Annotated in this window: 18 protein-coding genes; 17 read left to right on the top strand and 1 reads right to left on the bottom strand. The window is 39.1% G+C overall.

The genetic code is table 11. From position 1 onward, the window contains the following. Positions 1–393: 393 nt before the first annotated feature. The 8 genes from gap (at position 394) to eno (ending at position 9,001) form a co-directional block, all read left to right on the top strand. Entirely contained in the window at positions 394–1,431 is a 1,038-nt protein-coding gene (gene gap / locus WKT03_RS03905; protein ID WP_021943780.1) for a type I glyceraldehyde-3-phosphate dehydrogenase, read from the top strand. Between the two features lie 146 nt (positions 1,432–1,577). Further along, a complete protein-coding gene (locus WKT03_RS03900) occupies positions 1,578–2,789 on the top strand; it encodes a phosphoglycerate kinase (RefSeq protein ID WP_021943781.1) in 1,212 nt (403 codons plus the stop codon). Between the two features lie 78 nt (positions 2,790–2,867). Next, a complete protein-coding gene (gene tpiA, locus WKT03_RS03895) occupies positions 2,868–3,620 on the top strand; it encodes a triose-phosphate isomerase (RefSeq protein WP_021943782.1) in 753 nt (250 codons plus the stop codon). Between the two features lie 259 nt (positions 3,621–3,879). Then, entirely contained in the window at positions 3,880–4,653 is a 774-nt protein-coding gene (locus WKT03_RS03890; RefSeq protein WP_117784900.1) for an ABC transporter permease, read from the top strand. 10 nt (positions 4,654–4,663) lie between these two features. Further along, positions 4,664–5,497: an ABC transporter ATP-binding protein gene (locus WKT03_RS03885; protein ID WP_117784899.1), complete on the top strand. Its 834-nt coding sequence runs from the start codon at positions 4,664–4,666 to the stop codon at positions 5,495–5,497. A gap of 17 nt (positions 5,498–5,514) precedes the next feature. Then, a complete protein-coding gene (gene gpmI / locus WKT03_RS03880; protein ID WP_118675170.1) occupies positions 5,515–7,059 on the top strand; it encodes a 2,3-bisphosphoglycerate-independent phosphoglycerate mutase in 1,545 nt (514 codons plus the stop codon). 18 nt (positions 7,060–7,077) lie between these two features. Then, entirely contained in the window at positions 7,078–7,503 is a 426-nt protein-coding gene (mscL, locus tag WKT03_RS03875; RefSeq protein ID WP_021943786.1) for a large conductance mechanosensitive channel protein MscL, read from the top strand. Positions 7,504–7,711: 208 nt separating this feature from the next. Continuing rightward, complete coding sequence (eno, locus tag WKT03_RS03870) at positions 7,712–9,001, top strand: phosphopyruvate hydratase (RefSeq protein ID WP_243000352.1); 1,290 nt, start codon at positions 7,712–7,714, stop codon at positions 8,999–9,001. A 7-nt stretch (positions 9,002–9,008) separates the two neighbouring features. Here eno and WKT03_RS03865 read toward each other — a convergent pair whose 3' ends face one another. Further along, positions 9,009–10,256, bottom strand: a complete 1,248-nt coding sequence (locus WKT03_RS03865) for a tRNA(Met) cytidine acetate ligase (RefSeq protein WP_117784895.1) — start codon at positions 10,254–10,256, stop codon at positions 9,009–9,011. Positions 10,257–10,568: 312 nt separating this feature from the next. Between WKT03_RS03865 and recA the strand changes: the two genes are divergently transcribed. The 9 genes from recA (at position 10,569) to WKT03_RS03820 (ending at position 19,153) form a co-directional block, all read left to right on the top strand. Next, a complete protein-coding gene (gene recA, locus WKT03_RS03860; protein WP_021943789.1) occupies positions 10,569–11,600 on the top strand; it encodes a recombinase RecA in 1,032 nt (343 codons plus the stop codon). Between the two features lie 19 nt (positions 11,601–11,619). Next, positions 11,620–12,225 (top strand): regulatory protein RecX, encoded by a 606-nt coding sequence (locus WKT03_RS03855; RefSeq protein ID WP_340390929.1) that lies wholly within the window; start codon positions 11,620–11,622, stop codon positions 12,223–12,225. Positions 12,226–12,389: 164 nt separating this feature from the next. Further along, positions 12,390–13,925 carry a ribonuclease Y gene (gene rny / locus WKT03_RS03850; protein WP_334296760.1) on the top strand — a complete coding sequence of 512 codons (1,536 nt, stop codon included), beginning with the start codon at positions 12,390–12,392 and terminating at the stop codon, positions 13,923–13,925. 88 nt (positions 13,926–14,013) lie between these two features. Then, complete coding sequence (locus tag WKT03_RS03845; RefSeq protein ID WP_340390928.1) at positions 14,014–14,550, top strand: NUDIX hydrolase; 537 nt, start codon at positions 14,014–14,016, stop codon at positions 14,548–14,550. Positions 14,551–14,662: 112 nt separating this feature from the next. Next, positions 14,663–15,157, top strand: a complete 495-nt coding sequence (locus WKT03_RS03840; RefSeq protein WP_340390927.1) for a hypothetical protein — start codon at positions 14,663–14,665, stop codon at positions 15,155–15,157. A gap of 167 nt (positions 15,158–15,324) precedes the next feature. Further along, a complete protein-coding gene (xerD, locus tag WKT03_RS03835) occupies positions 15,325–16,203 on the top strand; it encodes a site-specific tyrosine recombinase XerD (RefSeq protein WP_117784891.1) in 879 nt (292 codons plus the stop codon). Between the two features lie 248 nt (positions 16,204–16,451). Next, the gene (locus WKT03_RS03830) at positions 16,452–17,300 is read left to right on the top strand and encodes a formate/nitrite transporter family protein (RefSeq protein ID WP_117784890.1); all 849 of its coding nucleotides are present in this window, start codon (positions 16,452–16,454) and stop codon (positions 17,298–17,300) included. 198 nt (positions 17,301–17,498) lie between these two features. Continuing rightward, on the top strand, positions 17,499–17,894 hold the full coding sequence (locus WKT03_RS03825; protein WP_021943796.1) for a hypothetical protein: 396 nt from the start codon (positions 17,499–17,501) through the stop codon (positions 17,892–17,894). Between the two features lie 56 nt (positions 17,895–17,950). After that, complete coding sequence (locus tag WKT03_RS03820) at positions 17,951–19,153, top strand: FtsX-like permease family protein (protein WP_021943797.1); 1,203 nt, start codon at positions 17,951–17,953, stop codon at positions 19,151–19,153. Positions 19,154–19,158 lie beyond the last annotated feature (5 nt).

Here is a 19,158-nt window from a genome sequence, read left to right as displayed (position 1 = left end):
TTAACGTTGTGAAAATTGATATTATTATAGCACGTCAGGAAATAAAACACACCTGCAGGAACGGAAAAAATAGTGAATAAAAACAGAAGATAAGAAAAAATCTTACAAAAGAAGTATATATCGGCAACACAAGAATCATGTGTGAAATATTTCGAAAAAAGGGTTAAATGGTTGAAATAAATATGAAAATATCATAAAAAGTTGATTCTTTGTACATTTTGCAATATAGTGTTTGTTTATTTTTGCGTGAATTGGACAATTTTTTTTTGAGAAAGACTTGAAATTTACACACAAATTAGGTATGATTTTGTTGTGTGAATAGCACGATTAATTACTGCGCTTTGCAGTATATTATAAATACTTTTATTATTCAAAACTTAGGAGGAATAAAAAATGGCAGTAAAAGTAGCAATCAATGGTTTTGGACGTATTGGTCGTCTCGCATTCAGACAGATGTTCGGAGCAGAAGGATATGAAGTTGTTGCAATCAACGATTTAACAAAGCCTTCAATGCTTGCAGATCTTCTCAAGTACGATACAGCACAGGGTGGTTACTGTGGTAAGATTGGTGAGAACCTTCATACAGTTTCAGCTGATGATGAGGCTAACACAATCACAGTTGATGGTAAGACACTTACAATCTACAAGGAAGCAGATGCAAACAATCTTCCTTGGGGTAAGATTGGTGTTGACGTAGTTCTTGAGTGTACTGGTTTCTACTGCTCAAAGGAAAAGTCAATGGCTCATATCAATGCAGGTGCTAAGAAGGTTGTTATCTCAGCTCCAGCAGGAAATGATCTTAAGACTATCGTATTCTCAGTTAACCAGGATACATTAACAGCAGAGGATCAGATCATCTCAGCTGCTTCATGTACAACAAACTGTCTTGCACCAATGGCTAAAGCTCTTAATGATTATGCTCCAATCCAGTCAGGTATCATGTCAACAATCCACGCTTACACAGGCGATCAGATGATTCTTGACGGACCACACAGAAAGGGCGACTTAAGAAGAGCAAGAGCAGGTGCTGCTAATATCGTTCCTAACTCAACAGGTGCTGCTAAGGCTATCGGTCTTGTTATCCCAGAGTTAAATGGTAAGTTAATCGGATCAGCTCAGAGAGTTCCAGTTCCAACAGGTTCAACAACAATCCTTACAGCAGTTGTTAAGGGTGCTGACGTAACAGTTGATGGAATCAACGCTGCAATGAAGGCTGCTGCATCAGAGTCATTCGGTTACAACACAGATCCTATCGTTTCATCAGATGTAATCGGTATGAGATATGGTTCATTATTTGATTCAACTCAGACAATGGTATCAAAGATCGCTGATGACTTATATGAGGTTCAGGTTGTATCATGGTATGATAATGAGAACTCATACACAAGCCAGATGGTTAGAACAATTAAGTACTTCGCAGAGTTAGCATAATTGACTGACAAATTGTAGTAATTAATTTGACCTTACAAGGGGTCCGGTCTTCATGGACCGGGCCCTATATTTCTTTTACAGAGATGTATTTGCGTTCTGTAACAAATATGAAGATAAAAGTATAAAAATCAGGAGGTTTAATAGTAATGTCATTAAACAAAAAATCAGTAGATGATATTAATGTAAAGGGACAGCGTGTCCTTTGCAGATGTGACTTTAATGTACCATTAAAGGAAGGTAAGATCACAGACGAGAACCGTCTTGTAGCAGCACTTCCTACAATCAAGAAATTAATTGCTGATGGTGGAAAGGTTATTCTTTGCTCACACCTTGGCAAGGTTAAGACAGAAGAAGATAAGAAGACAAAGACTCTTGCACCGGTTGCGGTAAGACTTTCAGAGCTTCTTGGACAGGAAGTTAAGTTTGTTGCTGAGCCTGAAGTTGTTGGACCAAAGGTAAGAGAAGCTGTAGCAGCTATGAAAGATGGCGAAGTTATCTTACTTGAGAACACACGTTTCAGACCGGAAGAGACAAAGAACGGTGAAGCATTCTCTAAGGATCTTGCTTCTATCTGTGATGTATTTGTAAATGATGCATTTGGTACAGCTCACAGAGCTCACTGCTCAAATGTAGGTGTTGCAGGTCTTGTTGATACAGCGGTTGTTGGATACTTAATGCAGAAGGAGATCGACTTCCTTGGAAATGCAGTAGAGAATCCGGTAAGACCATTCGTAGCTATCCTTGGTGGAGCAAAAGTTGCAGACAAGTTAAATGTTATCTCTAACTTACTTGAGAAGTGCGATACACTGATCATCGGTGGTGGTATGGCGTATACATTCTTAAAGGCAAAGGGATATGAGATCGGTAAGTCATTAGTTGACGAATCTAAGATCGACTACTGTAAGGAAATGATGGAAAAGGCTGAGAAGCTTGGTAAGAAGTTATTACTTCCGGTTGATTCCGTTATGATCGACGATTTCCCTAATCCAATCGATGCGCCGGTTGAGACAGAGGTCTTTGATGCAGACAAGATGTCAGCAGACAAAGAGGGCTGTGATATCGGACCTAAGACAATCGAATTATATGCAGATGCTGTTAAGACAGCTAAGACAGTTGTATGGAACGGACCTATGGGTGTATTCGAGAATCCTACACTTGCTGCTGGTACAAAGGCTGTAGCTGCTGCTCTTGCTGAGACAGATGCTACAACTATCATCGGTGGTGGTGATTCTGCTGCTGCTGTTAACCAGTTAGGATATGGTTCTAAGATGAGCCACATCTCAACAGGTGGTGGAGCTTCCCTTGAATTCTTAGAGGGTAAGGAACTTCCAGGTGTTGCTGCTGCAAACGACAAATAAATTATGTACATGCTCCATCTGACTCGGATGGAAGAATATACAGATAATGAAAATAATATTTTCAAGGAGATAAAAGACATGTCAAGAAAGAAAATCATCGCTGGTAACTGGAAGATGAACATGACTCCAAGCCAGGCTGTAAAATTATGTGAAGAGTTAAAGCCATTAGTTGCAAATGACGACGTAGATGTTGTATACTGCGTACCTGCAATTGATATTGTACCTGTAGTAGAAGCTGTTAAGGGCACAAATGTAGAAGTTGGTGCTGAGAACATGTACTTCGAAGAAAAGGGTGCATACACAGGTGAGATTTCAGCAGAAATGTTAGTTGACGCCGGTGTTAAATATGTCATCATCGGACATTCAGAGCGTCGTGACTACTTCAAAGAGTGTGACTGTCTCTTAAATAAGAAAGTTAAGAAGGCATTTGAAGCAGGTCTTACACCTATCCTTTGCTGTGGTGAGTCATTAGAGCAGAGAGAAATGGGTATCACACTTGACTTCATCCGTCTTCAGATCAAGAGTGATCTGAAAGATATCACAGCAGATCAGGTTAAGAACATGGTAATCGCCTATGAGCCAATCTGGGCTATCGGAACAGGCAAGACTGCTACATCCGATCAGGCACAGGAAGTATGTAAGGCAATCCGTGACTGCATCGCTGAAGTATATGATACAGACACAGCAGAAGCTGTAAGAATCCAGTATGGTGGATCTATGAACGCTGGTAATGCAGCAGAGCTTCTTGCAAAGCCTGACATTGATGGTGGACTTGTGGGTGGTGCTTCACTTAAGGCTGACTTTGGAAAGATCGTAAACTACAATAAGTAATTTTAATACCAGATTTCATATAGAATCTGTAAAATCAGGAAAATGATCTGGTAAAAAAGATACCGTGAGGGATCGGGTGGCCAATAATATGACTGCCCGGTGTCCGCGGTATTTTTTGTTATTCTATTATTCATACGAAATGAATAGATTTGTGGGATTTTTTTGTACATTTACGAAAAGTATACTTCGTTGACGATTATGTATAACTGTGATATAATTCAAACGATTTTTGAACAAATACGCAGAAAAGGAATTGACTATGGAATATTTAAAGACATTCTGGAGCAGAAGATATCTGCTTGCGGAACTGGTAAAAAAAGGTATTAAGTTAAAGTACAGGCGTTCATATCTTGGAATCTTATGGTCTTTGCTGGAGCCTATTTTGACAACGATCGTATTGACGATCGTATTTGGAACGTTATTTGATAACAGCAATAAAACTTTCCCAGTTTATATTTTGAGTGGTCGTCTGTTATATTCATTTTTCAGCAGCGGAACAAAAGCCTGTGCAAAATCGATACGGTCAAATGCAGGTATGATCAAGAAAGTATATGTTCCGAAGTATCTGTATCCGATGTCTTCCGTATTATTTAACTATATTATATTTTTGATTTCGTTGATTGTTATGATCCCGTTGATGGTATTTTGTCATGTGAAGCCAACCTGGTCATTATTACTGGTTATCTTTCCGCTTATTCTGCTTCTGATGATCACATTTGGAGTAGGCATGGTACTTGCGACGGTTACGGTATTCTTCCGTGATATGGAATATTTGTGGGATGTTGTATTGATGATCATTATGTATACATGTGCGATTTTCTATTATCCACAGAGATTATTAAAGAGTGGATTTAGCTGGCTGTTAAAATATAATCCGTTATATTGCGTCATCCATAATTTTAGAGCATGTTTTCTGGGTGACCCGTTAAACTGGAATTATATGTTATATGCGTTCGTTTTCTCTGTTTTTGCAATCTTGATCGGAACGTATACATTCTATAAGAAACAGGACGAATTTATTCTTCATATTTAAGGAGACAGACATGGGCAAGGAAGCATTGATCGTTGATGATGTAAGCATGAAGTTCAACCTGAGCAGTGAAAAGGTTGACAATATTAAAGAGTATATAATTAAATCAATAAAACGACAGATCAGTTATGATGAATTCTGGTCATTAAAGCATGTCAGCTTTTCATTGGACAAGGGTGACAGGCTGGGAATCCTCGGCTTAAATGGTGCAGGAAAGAGTACCCTTTTAAAGGTTATTTCCGGTGTATATAAGCCAACAGAAGGACATGTGATCAAGCATGGAAAGGTTGTTCCGTTGCTGGAATTAGGAGCAGGCTTTGACGCACAGTATACTGGAAAGGAAAATATTTTTTTGTATGGTACAGTGCTTGGATATTCCAAGAGTTATCTGGAAGAAAAGTATGATGAGATCGTTGAGTTTTCGGAACTTGGACGTTTTATTGATGTTCCAATCAAGAATTATTCATCTGGTATGAAATCAAAATTGGGATTTTCAATTGCAACGATTGCAAATCCGGATATTCTGATTCTGGATGAAGTATTATCCGTGGGCGATGCCAGATTTAAGAAGAAGAGTGAAGCGAAGATCATGCAGCTTATGGAAGGCGGAACAACAGTATTATTTGTTTCGCATTCTCTGGAACAGGTACGACGGATCTGTAATAAAGCAATGATCCTGGATCATGGAACATTGAAATCCATTGGCGATATTGATACAATATCAGCGGAATATACGAAAATGATCGCGATTCCTGCTAAGCCAAAGAAGAAAAAAGCAGATGCTGGAAAAAAGGCTTCTGAAAAAAAGGCAGATGAGGAAAAGGCTGCTGATAAGAAAGAAAAATAATTAAAAGGAGAAAAATAATGAGTAAAAAACCTGTAGTTTTAATGGTACTTGATGGTTATGGAATTAGTGACAAGACAGAAGGCAATGCAATCGCACTGGCAAATACACCTGTTATGGATCAGCTTAAGGCTGAATATCCTTATGTAAAGGGTGCTGCTTCCGGTCTTGCAGTTGGACTTCCGGATGGACAGATGGGTAACTCAGAAGTTGGTCATATGAATATCGGTGCAGGAAGAATTATATATCAGGAATTAACAAGAATTACAAAGTCCATTCAGGATGGCGATTTCTTTGAGAATGCAGAGATGTTAGAAGCAATCGAGAACTGTAAGAAGAACAATTCTGATCTTCATGTATGGGGATTATTATCCAGTGGTGGTGTACACAGCCATAATACACATCTGTATGCAATTCTTGAGTTATGTAAGAAACATAATTTTGAAAATGTATATGTTCATCCATTCTTCGATGGCAGAGATACTGCTCCAGCATCAGGAAAGGGCTTCTTAGAGGAACTGATCGCAGAGATGAAGAAGATTGGTGTAGGTAAGGTTGCATCCCTTTCCGGTCGTTATTATGCTATGGATCGTGATAACAGATGGGATCGTGTTGAACTTGCATATAAGTCACTTGTAACAGGTGAGGGTGTACAGGCAGAAGATCCTGTTGCTGCAGTACAGGCATCTTATGACAAGGAAGTATATGATGAGTTTATCCTTCCTACCGTTATTACAGAGAATGGTAAGCCGGTATCACTTGTAAAGCCAAATGATTCCGTTATTTTCTTTAACTTCAGACCAGACAGAGCAAGAGAGATCACCAGAGCATTCTGCTGTGACGATTTTGACGGATTCAACAGACCAGACGGAAGATTTCCATTGGTATATGTATGCTTCAAAGATTATGATGAGTCTATACCAAACAAGATCGTTGCATTCAAGAAAGAAGAAATCGACAATACATTTGGTGAGTACCTTGCAGCGAATGGTAAGACACAGGTTCGTCTTGCAGAGACAGAGAAGTATGCACATGTTACGTTCTTCTTTAATGGAGGCGTAGAAGAACCAAATAAGAACGAAGACAGAATCCTTGTTAAGTCCCCTGCGGTTGCAACATATGATCTCCAGCCTGAAATGAGTGCTCCGGAAGTATGTGAGAAGCTTGTAGATGCTATCGGTTCTGATAAATACGATGTGATCATTATTAACTTTGCAAATCCTGATATGGTAGGTCATACAGGCGTGATCCCTGCAGCGATCAAGGCAGTTGAGACTGTTGATGCCTGCGTAGGAAAGGCAGTAGAGGCAGTTAAGAAGGCAGATGGTGTATTATTTATCTGTGCAGACCACGGTAATGCTGAGCAGATGATCAATTATGAAACTGGTGAACCACATACAGCCCACACAACAAATCCGGTACCATTTGTACTTGTAAATTATGATGAGGGCTATGGTTTAAGAGAAGGTGGATGTCTTGCAGATATCGCTCCAACACTTCTTGAAATCATGGAACTTCCACAGCCTAAGGAAATGACAGGTAAATCACTTCTTATCAAGAAATAATGAAAGAAGGACAGACAAATGAAGAAATTTTTTCAGGAGTTTAAAGAATTTGCATTAAAGGGAAATGTTCTGGATATGGCGATCGGTGTTATCATCGGTGGTGCTTTTTCAGGACTGGTAACTTCACTGACAGACTGTTTTATCAATCCACTCATTGGATGTATCGGTGGTGCCGAAGTACAGGGCAAGATTCATTTGCTGGGAGACCAGTATATTGATTATGGCTCGTTCATTACAGCAGTGATCAACTTCATCATCATGGCATTTATCATTTTTCTTCTGATGAAAGGAATTAAAAAGCTGTTATCTCTTGGAAAGAAAGAGGAAGTTGCGGCACCTTTAACAAGAAAATGTCCATATTGTTATGGTGACATTGATGTTAAGGCTACAAAATGTATGTATTGTACATCTGACGTAGAGCCAACTGTAAAAGCAGAAGAATAAAAAGAACGATGTTCTGTGTTATATGGACACAGAACGGAGTAACAATATAAAAACAAATAAAAAATACCTGCCGGAGAAGCATAGTTACAGATGCTTTATCCGGCAGGTATTTTTTATAAGATGAATACTTTGGAAAAAAGTGTGAATACTATAAAAGAATAAAAATTGCCAATAATTGTACGGATAGAAAGGCAGAATGGAGAATCACATGAACAGATTGGAAATTATTGAAATTAAAGCGAGAGAAATACTTGATTCCAGAGGAAATCCTACAGTTGAGACCGATGTTACGCTGGCATGTGGATGCAAGGGTAGGGCAATGGTTCCGTCCGGTGCATCCACCGGACAATACGAAGCGCATGAGCTTCGGGATGAAGAAAAACGTTACATGGGACAGGGGGTTTACGGAGCCTGCAACAATGTAAATAACAGAATTGCAGATAAACTGATCGGAATGGATGTAACAAGACAGATTGATATTGACCGTATTATGATCGAGGCAGATGGAACTGAGAATAAGACACGATATGGTGCAAATGCCATGCTGAGTGTATCCCTTGCCTGCGCCAAGGCGGCTTCGCTGGCACTTGGAATGCCACTTTACCGGTATCTCGGCGGAGTAAATGCAAAGCGTCTTCCGGTTCCGATGATGAATATATTAAATGGTGGAAAGCATGCGGATAATACTGTTGATTTTCAGGAGTTTATGATTGCTCCGGTAGGTGCAGAATCCTTTAAGGAGGCAATGGAGATCGCCTGTGAGATTTATCATACACTGAAGATTGAATTGAATGTTAGAAATTTGAGCACAGGAGTTGGAGATGAAGGTGGATTTGCACCGAATCTTGCAACCACATATGAAGTACTGGATCTGTTGGTGGAGGCAATCGCAAAGGCCGGGTATAATCCGGGAGGCGATGTACAGATCGCAATGGATGCAGCAGCATCGGAATTATATGATGTAGCTTCTGACCGATATATCTTTCCGGGAGAATCCCGGATGACCGGAAAGGAGATCCGGAGGAATTCAGAGGAGATGGTCCAGTTCTATGAGGATCTGGTGACAAGATATCCGATTTATTCGATCGAAGACGGTCTGGATGAGAATGATATGAATGGCTGGAAGGTTCTGACTTACCGGCTTGGAAATCGTATCCAGTTAGTTGGAGATGATCTCTTTGTTACAAATAAAAAACGACTGAAAAACGGAATTGAAGATGGAATTGCAAATTCAATCCTGGTAAAGGTGAACCAGATCGGAACTCTGACAGAGGCAATGGATGCTGTGGAAACGGCCCATAAAGCCGGATATTCGTCGGTGATTTCCCATCGGTCCGGGGAAACAGAGGATACATTTATTGCGGATCTGGCTGTGGCTATGAATTGCGGACAGATCAAGACCGGAGCACCAGCCAGAAGCGAACGTACAGCGAAATACAACCAGCTTCTCCGGATTGAAGAGGAGCTTGGCAAAAATTCCATATACGGAATGGAATGATCACCAATTAAGAACGAACAGGAAGCCGGGCGGTAAAATCGTCCGGTAATTCTGTTTTATAGGCGGCATAGACAGCAGTGTTATATAAGCGCGTTGCTTTGATATCCTGTTCAAATAGTAAACGGCCGGTATCGGAAAGAAAACGGATGCCATCTGCAGGCTTTGTAAAGACAGGAAGGTCACTGTTTCTCTTAATCTGACGGATCACATCGGAGCCGGATCGGTTCAACGCAAGAATATGTCCATAGTGATTCCAGCCGCTTTCTTTATACATGGACATAGTATTCTTCCGGATGTCCAGAATAAAATGCAGCAATGCACGGTTGATCCTTGTCTGGGTAAGATCTTTGGATTTTAAGGATTCAGCAATTGCAGCATATGACTGCAGAAGTTTTGTTTTCTTCAGTTTGTTATAGAGTTCCTCTGTCATATCGACGGTATCGGGAGCATCGTTCTGCATGATCAGACAGTACTGCAGAATAGATGTTAAGTGATCTTCAAAAATCGGATAGGTATGCAGATAGTCTGTCTTTAACAGGTCGGCAGAAGCGGTTGGAAGAACCTGGTAAAAGGTTTTAAATAATGCATCCGGTTCTGAGATATGGGCCATACAGGTTTCCTGTAATAAATGGCGAATCGCGGAAGCTGAACAGATCGATCCTGTGATATCCTCACTGTTATATCCTGCGGAGGTTCTTTTTATGATATATGGTTTTATAGAGGAATGTGTTTTCTTCAGCGCTGAGAGATATTCGACTGCAAGGATGTTGTTTGGTTCCTTCAGAAGATCAGCACCGGCAGGACAACAGCTCTTTATGGCATCTGCCCGTGCTGACGGATAGGACATTCCTTCCGCCAGATTATTTTTCAGACATGCGGAAAATGAGGCTGGTTCATCAATCAGAATTTCAGCTACAGATTCCAGAAGAGACAGATCATCACATTCCGCACCAAAAACCAGATAATCTACAGTGTTCAGTTTGTTCAGAAGGTCGACACCCGCATAAGCAAAATCCCTTGCACTTGCTGTTGCATAGACAACCGGAAGTTCAAATACCGCATCGACTCCGGAGGCAACAGCCATTTCGGCACGCATAAATTTGTTGCAGACAGCAGGAAGTCCTCTTTGAAGAAAATTACCGCTCATAACAGAAATAATATGGGAACAGTCAAGTTCGGAACGGGTCTGTTCGATCTGGTAGCGATGTCCATTGTGAAATGGATTATATTCTGTAATGATACCTGCAGTCAGCATAAAATTCCTCCTGAAATAAAATATATTTTCTAAATTATATTTTATATTTTTTCTTCTGTAAAGTATGATATAATTGGAATGTGCATGAAGATAGGGCTTTGTCCCTACGGTTTTGATGCACTTTTTTATTGCATTTTAAAAAATGATGTACGATATTTTACGCATAACAGGTAGTAAGGTATAGAAAAGGCTGTTAGAAATACAGAAATGAAAAATATCCGCAAGATCATAGATTAAGGATTGACATTTCGGTAAAAGTTGAGTAGTATAGTAACAGGAATCGAACATTTGTTTATGGAGGTAGTTTGAAAGATGATTAAAGATGATGATAAGAAGAAAGCGCTGGATGCAGCGTTAGCACAGATTGAGAAGCAGTATGGCAAGGGATCCGTTATGAAGCTTGGTGATTCTTCTGCCAATATGAATATAGAAGTTATACCAACAGGATCGTTAAGCCTTGATATAGCGCTTGGACTTGGCGGTGTACCAAGAGGAAGAATCATAGAAGTATTCGGACCGGAGTCCAGTGGTAAGACCACGGTTGCATTACATATTGTTGCAGAGATCCAGAAACGTGGCGGTATTGCAGGCTTTATTGATGCAGAACATGCATTGGATCCTGTATATGCGAAGAATATCGGTGTCAATATTGATGACCTCTATATCTCACAGCCGGATTGCGGTGAACAGGCACTTGAGATCACAGAGACAATGGTGCGCTCCGGTGCAGTAGATGTGATCATTGTCGATTCGGTTGCAGCCCTTGTTCCAAAGGCAGAGATCGATGGTGAGATGGGAGATTCTCATATGGGACTTCATGCAAGACTGATGTCACAGGCACTTCGTAAGCTGACTGCAGTCGTAAGCAAAACAAATTGTGTTGTAATATTCATCAATCAGCTTCGTGAGAAAGTTGGTGTTGTATTTGGTAATCCGGAAGTAACAACCGGTGGACGTGCATTGAAGTTCTATGCATCTGTTCGTATGGATGTCAGAAGAATTGATACCCTGAAGATGGGTGGAGAGATCGTTGGTAACCGTACCAGAGTAAAGGTTGTGAAGAACAAGGTTGCACCTCCATTCAAAGAGGCTGAATTTGATATTATGTTTGGTAAAGGTATTTCCCGTGAAGGAGATATCCTGGATCTGGCAGTAGCAAATGATATTGTAGATAAATCCGGTGCATGGTATGCATATATGGGAGATAAGATCGGACAGGGACGTGAGAATGCAAAGGCATTTCTTGCAGAGAATCCGGCTATCTGTGCTGAGATCGATGAGAAGATCCGTGAGAAGCTTGGCTTAGTTGAAACTGAGGATGAAGCGGGAACAGAAACAGAATAAGTAGAGGGTGCCTGTATATATGCTTGTAACAGATATTAAGAAGATTGATGATAAGAGAAGCTGTCTGTATCTGGATTATGAGGCGTTTGGTCCGTTATATGCATCTGATATACGAAGATTGAAGCTTACGGTCGGATCAGAAACTGATGCAGAGAAAATGCAGCAGTTCCGGTCAGAATATTTCTTTAAACGTGCGATGAACAAGGCGGTTACAGCTATTAAGTATTCAGAAAAATGTGAATATGACATCCGGCAGAAGTTAAAGGAACTTTGCTATGATGAAGAAGTGATCGATACGACGCTTGATGAACTGAAAAAATATAAGTATATTGACGATGCCAGATATGCATCAGTTTATGTCCGGAGTCATATCCAAAGGAAAAGCAGACGAGAGATCACATATGCATTGTCATCCAAGAAAATATTGGATGAATGGATCGAACAGGCATTTGAAGAAAATCAGCTTCCGGATGAAAGAGAGATCGTAGAGAAACTGATCCGGAAAAAATGTCCGGTTTCGGAACTTTCAGATAAAAGAGAAAAAGTAACAGCATTTCTTGTCCGAAAGGGATATCCGTATCGTCTGGTTGCTTCCTGTATCTCGGAAATATTAGAAATGGGGTAGTCAGTAATATAAGAAAAGTTGCACAGAAAACAGGGCGAAAAATTGTTGTTTTTGTTTGTTTTCACTTGACATAATTAGTAAAAAATATTAAACTTAAATAGTTGTATAAGTGTACAATGAAAACTTAATAAGGAGGTGCTCCTGTGAGTGGTGATATTGCGTGGATAATCATTTATATTTGCATCCTTGTTGTATGTATCGTTGCCACATGGTTTATTGCTATTGCATATAGAAAAAATATTGCAGAAGCGAAGATCGGTAAGGCAGAAGTAGCAGCAAGGGAGATTATAGATGAAGCTCAGAAGGATGCTGAAGCGAAAAAGCGTGAGATTTTGCTTGAGGCAAAAGAAGATGCTTTGAAGACACGGAATGACCTTGAAAAAGAAGTCAAGGACAGACGTGGAGAGATTTCACGAATGGAGAAACGAGTTCTCGCCCGTGAAGAAAGTATCGACCGTAAGACGGAAGCTATCGAGAAAAAAGAAGCAAGTCTTGCATCCAAGGAAGGTCAGCTTGAAAAACAGAAGGCAAAAGTAGAAGAGCTTCAGGCAAGACGTTTACAGGAACTGGAAAGAATTTCAGGTTTAACCTCTGAACAAGCGAAGGAATACTTATTAAAAACTGTTGAAGATGAAGTGAAACATGAAACAGCAGTTATGGTCAAGGAATTAGAAACCAGAGCTAAAGAAGAAGCGAACAAGAAGGCAAAGGAATATGTTGTATCTGCAATCCAGAAATGTGCAGTGGATCATGTAGCAGAAACAACAATTTCACTGGTACAGTTACCTAACGATGAGATGAAGGGTAGAATAATTGGTCGAGAGGGTAGAAATATTCGTACTCTTGAAACCATGACAGGTGTAGATCTGATCATTGATGATACACCGGAAGCAGTTATTCTCTCAAGCTTTGATCCTGTTAGAAGGGAAGTTGCAAGAATTGCACTTGAGAAGCTGATTGTCGATGGAAGAATCCATCCGGCAAGAATCGAAGAGATGGTAGAAAAAGCGCAGAAGGAAGTAGAAACCATGATGCGTGAGGAAGGTGAAGCAGCAACCCTTGAGGTTGGCATTCACGGAATTCATCCTGAATTAGTGAGACTTCTTGGTAAGATGAAGTTTAGAACAAGCTATGGACAGAATGCATTAAAGCATTCTATCGAAGTAGCACATTTATGTGGTTTATTGGCCGGAGAAATAGGTGTCGATGTCAAAGTTGCGAAACGTGCCGGATTACTTCATGATATCGGTAAATCTGTAGATCATGATATGGAAGGCTCTCATGTACAGATTGGTGCTGACTTATGTAGAAAGTATAAGGAATCACCGATTATTGTAAATGCAGTAGAAGCTCACCATGGCGACGTTGAACCAGAATCCTTGATAGCATGTCTTGTACAGGCTGCAGATGCAATCTCAGCAGCAAGACCGGGTGCTAGAAGAGAGACTCTGGAAACTTATACTACACGTCTTAAGAAACTGGAGGATATTGCAAACTCCTATAAGGGTGTAGAGAAGACATATGCTATTCAGGCAGGTAGAGAGATTCGAGTAATAGTTGTTCCTGAACACGTTAATGATTCCGATATGGTATTACTTGCAAGGGATATTGCAAAGCAGATTGAAAATGAGCTGGAATATCCTGGACAGATCAAGGTTAATATCATAAGAGAGTCTCGCGTTGTAGATTATGCTAAGTAATTATTTTCAGCCTGTGGAATAAAATATTCCACAGGCTTTTTTAGTGAATGAAAAATATGAAAAAATATGGATAGCTGGGAGGCAACAGATGGATCAGAAATTTATTAGAGAGAAAAAAGAACTGGCATATCATGCTCATATATTTGATGTATATAATGATTATTTGAGACTGCCGGATGGAAAACATGTAGTATATGATCTGGTCGATCATGTAGATGGTTGCTGTGTCTTGCCGGTGGATGAAGATGGAAACCTGATCCTGGTAAGTCAATATAGAAATGCGGTAGATGATATAACCTTAGAGGTTCCTGCCGGCTGTATGGATGAGGGAGAAGATCCGGGTCAGTGCGCAGTCAGGGAATTGGAAGAGGAAACCGGATATATTGCACAGGAACTTCAATTTGTAACAAAGACATATCTTGCGATCGGTACCAGTAATGAGCAGACCTATATTTATATTGCAACCGATCTGAAAAAGGGAATCAGACAACCGGATCCGGAAGAATTTATCCGAATCCGGCGGATTCCGTTGGCAGAAGCCATGACTATGATACAGGCCGGAGAAATTGTTGATTCAAAAACTATTATTGCGATCCTGGCATATGCTGTAGGACAAATGAAGTAAAACAAATCACCATGAGTATATCCAGATGGATCATAGTGGATGAGAATGGTGGTTTTATTGTTTGCTGCATATATTGGGACAGGAAGGCATATGTATACGAGGGGGGGATGATATGAAACGTAAATTTATATGGGCAATGTTCTGGATTGGCCTGATCCTTGGAACCTTGCTTGTAAACACACAATTAAATGTGCAGGAGATATTAGGTCAGACAGGGATACAGACTGAAAAACAGGAACTGATCGCTTTGATCTGTAAAAGAATCGTGGAGCTGGTAGCGGTTGTAGCTTTTTTAAAGCTTGTTCCGGATAAAGCATCCGATGGTGCTCTTATGGGGATATCCGGACTGATCACCGGTATGATGGTTTCACTATATGGGCTGAACGGAACTATGTTCCGTGCGTTTGCATTTTATATGATTGTTTTGATTATTGTGGGATTATATGCAGTTGTTGTTAAAATTATATGTGGAACAACAGGAGAAGGGATGAGTCAGATTGCCTGTATAGTTGCCAGATTGCATAATTCTTTTCTGGGAACGGCAATTATTGTTACGATTTTATTACTTAATATCATTCTGGAAGTAAAAATTCTGAAATTTTTTTGAAAAAAGTTTTACTACATGTGGTATACATAATTCTGTACAGACACATGATTTGGTAAAAACAAAGAAATTACGAAAAAACCTTGATTTTGCTTATAAAAATTATGTTTGATTTTATAGAAATTTGTATTTATAATGATATTTAGTCTACATAATAAGGGGAAAAATGCGTGGAAATTTACATAGAGAAATATGTTGATTATCTCAAAAATATTAAGAAATCAAGTGAAAATACAGTAGCTTCTTATCAGCGCGATCTTGTGAAGTTTTCTGATTTCTACCGGGAGAATGGAACAGAGGATATTCGTTCGATAAATGAGACAAATATCAACACTTATGTTCTGTATTTGGAAAAAAATGGAAAATCAATGGCAACTGTATCTAGAAGCATAGCCTCAATCAAGTCGTTTTTCGGATTCCTTTTTCGGGAGAAGATACTGATGGACGATCCATCGGTTAATATCAAACCTCCAAAGATTGAAAAGAAAATGCCGGATATCTTAACAATAGAGGAAGTGAACCGGCTTCTTGACCAGCCGGGAGACCAGTCTCCAAAGGAGATCCGTGACCGGGCAATGTTAGAGCTGTTATATGCGACAGGAATCCGGGTATCGGAGCTTGTTACATTAAAGATTACAGATGTGAATCTGAAGATGGGATATATTGAATGTCATGACCTCAGAAAGTCAAGGATCATTCCAATCGAAGATTCCGCACAGCGTGCGCTTGATAATTATATCTCAAATGTCCGGGACGATATGTGCAAGGATTCCGAGTATCTGTTTTCCAACTGCAAGGGTACACCGATGACCAGACAGGGCTTCTGGAAGATCATCAAGGTGTATGCTGATAAAGCGGGAATTGATAAGGATATAACACCACACATGATCCGTCATTCGTTTGCGTCACATCTTGTGAATAATGGTGCAGACTTAAAGGCAGTACAGGAAATGCTGGGACATGCCGACATCTCTACGACACAGATCTATTTGAACAGCAAGCAGAGCCGCTTAAAAGAGGAATATCAGAAAGCGCATCCGCGGGCATAAGCTGAATGAACATAGCAGAAACGATAAACGCAAGCCGGCGGGCTATTGGCTGGGCAAATCATAAGCTGAATGTACATAGTAGAAAACATATTTGTGGGTGACAATGTTGCATACAATGTTAATACGCAGAAAAGTATGGATTGTACGAAAAAAAGTACACGGAAATTGTTGCATCTTGTCTGTAAAATAGAATATAATCCTTTCGGTTGATAAAAGTTTAAAAGTGAAGGACGACAGGAGAAAGAAAAATGGAGAACAATTATTACTCACCGGTACAGATTCTGGAAAACAATATAAAAGCAGGCATTAGTAAAGCCAATATGGGTCTGCTTAAGATGATATTACTTGGTATGTTTGCAGGTATGTTCATTGCGATCGGAGCAGAGGGGTCAAACCTTGCAGCTCATAATCTGACAGGTGTAGGCGTTGCAAGAACATTAACAGGCGTGGTCTTCCCAATCGGTCTTATGATGTTAGTTGTAACCGGCGGTGAGTTATTTACAGGAAACTGTATGCTGACAATGGCACTTGCAGACCATAAGATCAAAGCATTACAGATGATAAAGAACTGGGTCGTTGTATATTTCAGTAATATGCTTGGATCTATACTGACAGCAGCTTGTGTATATGCTTCCGGTCAGTATGATTACTCAGATGGAGCACTTGGAGCATTCACGATCAAGGTTGCCATGGGTAAAGCAGATATTGATATCAGCAAAGCAATCTTTTCCGGTATCCTTTGTAATATTCTGGTATGTATCGCAGTATTGATGAGCAGTGCAGCGAAAGATCTGATCGGTAAGCTGTTTGGAGCATTTTTTCCAATTCTGATCTTCGTTATCTCAGGTTTCGAACACTGTGTTGCAAATATGTACTACATTCCGGCAGGAATCCTTGCATCCGGCAACAGCAAATATGTAGATAAGGCCTGTGAGCTTTATGGATATACATCCGCACAGATCTCAGATACACTTACAGTAGGTGGTTTTGTTCACAACCTGTTGCCGGTTACACTCGGTAATATTATAGGCGGCGGTATCGTTGTATCACTGGGACTGTATGCAGCGCATTTGGTGCTGGATAAGAAAGAGAAATAAAAAAAAGAGAATATTATTTTTGATATGTATGATAGAATAAAAGACCTTGTAGTTATGTACGACTACAAGGTCTTTTTTGTAATTTTAAAATACTATATGTCAACATATATTTAGAAAATATAAATATATGTTGACATATGTAATGCGTATATGCAATACTATAATTGCAACCATTATATTGCATAAAAGGGAGGAAAAATGAAGAAGATAAAAAGAAATATAATATTATTGGCATGTTGTATTACATTATTTAGCTCATTTGTTGTTTCGGCAACATCGGCGAGCAACTCTATAACTAATGGGGCTGCAACATTAACAGGATCGGCGCGTATGTATGATTATAGTAAGAAAAAAGATAAATGCATCATGACTGCAGCATTTGGGGGAGGAAAGGCAACTGAAGCTACATCAGGTTCGATATCTGGTAAAATACAGGGTATAGATGTAAAAGCGAAAAGAATGGATACGGGTAATTTAAATAAAAAAAATAAAACCTATAGTGATTCAAAAATTGTTAGTGATGCATATTGTGTATTTACTGTTACAATATCATTAAAAGGTGCAGATTCTAAAGAAATATATGCACACGATTAATATATAATACAAGAAGATGTACATATAATGGTTGTAGATTATCAAAGGAAGTTAAAATGAGGATAAGAGATAAAGAATTTTTTAGATTGTTTTTGATCGTATATACACTTATGTTTGTGATTATTTTTCAGTGCTTCGATATTATTAATAAAATGCAGGCTGAGTTAAAGGGAAGGTTATATAATGGTAATTATTCTAATTTGGCGGGAATTGAAACAAAGTGTGATGTATGTATGAATCATCTTAAGGCAGAATATAATCAGGCGGGTGAGCTTGAAGCTATGTCGATTGATGTTCCAGATAAGCATAGACAGAAGGAACATCTTGAAACTGCCAAAATGATCATAAAAGCAATGTATGGAAGAAATTTCACGGTGTATTCATATGCCAATGTTCGGGTTAGTGGAATGCTTCAGGAAAGGTCAGAACTGGCAGTTTTTTCATTGAAGGATGAATTGCCATTTAATATCACTAAAGGACGATCAATATGTTCGGACGATTTAGAGAAAAAAGCTCGTGTTGCAATTGTATCTGAGGATATGATAAATACAATGGTGAAAAAAGAAGAATATTATTACATAAAAATTAATAATGAAGAGTATCAAGTTGTTGGAATTTATGAACCTGTTGCAGATAAGGCAGATGTGTGTTTTGCCTATTTTCCTCAAACAGAATATCAATTTGAGGAATTCTGCAGGAATTTTATAGATAATATTTTTTCAATTTCTAATATGAAGTGGGGAATATTTGGAGTTTATATTGGATCAGAAAATAGTTTTGATATAAATGAAATAGATGAATTTATTTCGGAACTTGAAAAAATATCCGATACAACATTTGATATAAAAGTAATAGATCGTTCGATTGCATCACCGAATGAAAAAATAAAAGTGTTAATTATAATATATGTATTATTGTTATTCTTTTGTATTGTTGTTTATATTCAGGTGATTGATATGTTTACAAAAAAAAGATATAAAGATTATGTAATATATCGTGCCTGTGGTTGCAACTGCAATATGATCGCAAGAAGATTATTTATGGAGATGCTGCCAATGTTTATCTGTTCATTTATTGCAGTTTTTATTGCAAATAGCGTATATAATGTCTGGCTGACAGATTCTGTATGGTATAGTATTTCATATGAAGGTGTTGCGTTTATGGCAGGAACATCGGTTGTTCTTGTTTATATGTCAATTTTCATCATAATTATGAAGTTGCGTCGGATTAATCTGGCAGAAGGGATTATGGATCTATAAATGAA

Source organism: Coprococcus sp. HCN-4056, from assembly GCF_037892645.1.
GTDB classification, from domain to species: Bacteria; Bacillota; Clostridia; order Lachnospirales; family Lachnospiraceae; genus Coprococcus; species Coprococcus ammoniilyticus.
This window is presented reverse-complemented; position numbering and strand designations above follow the sequence as displayed.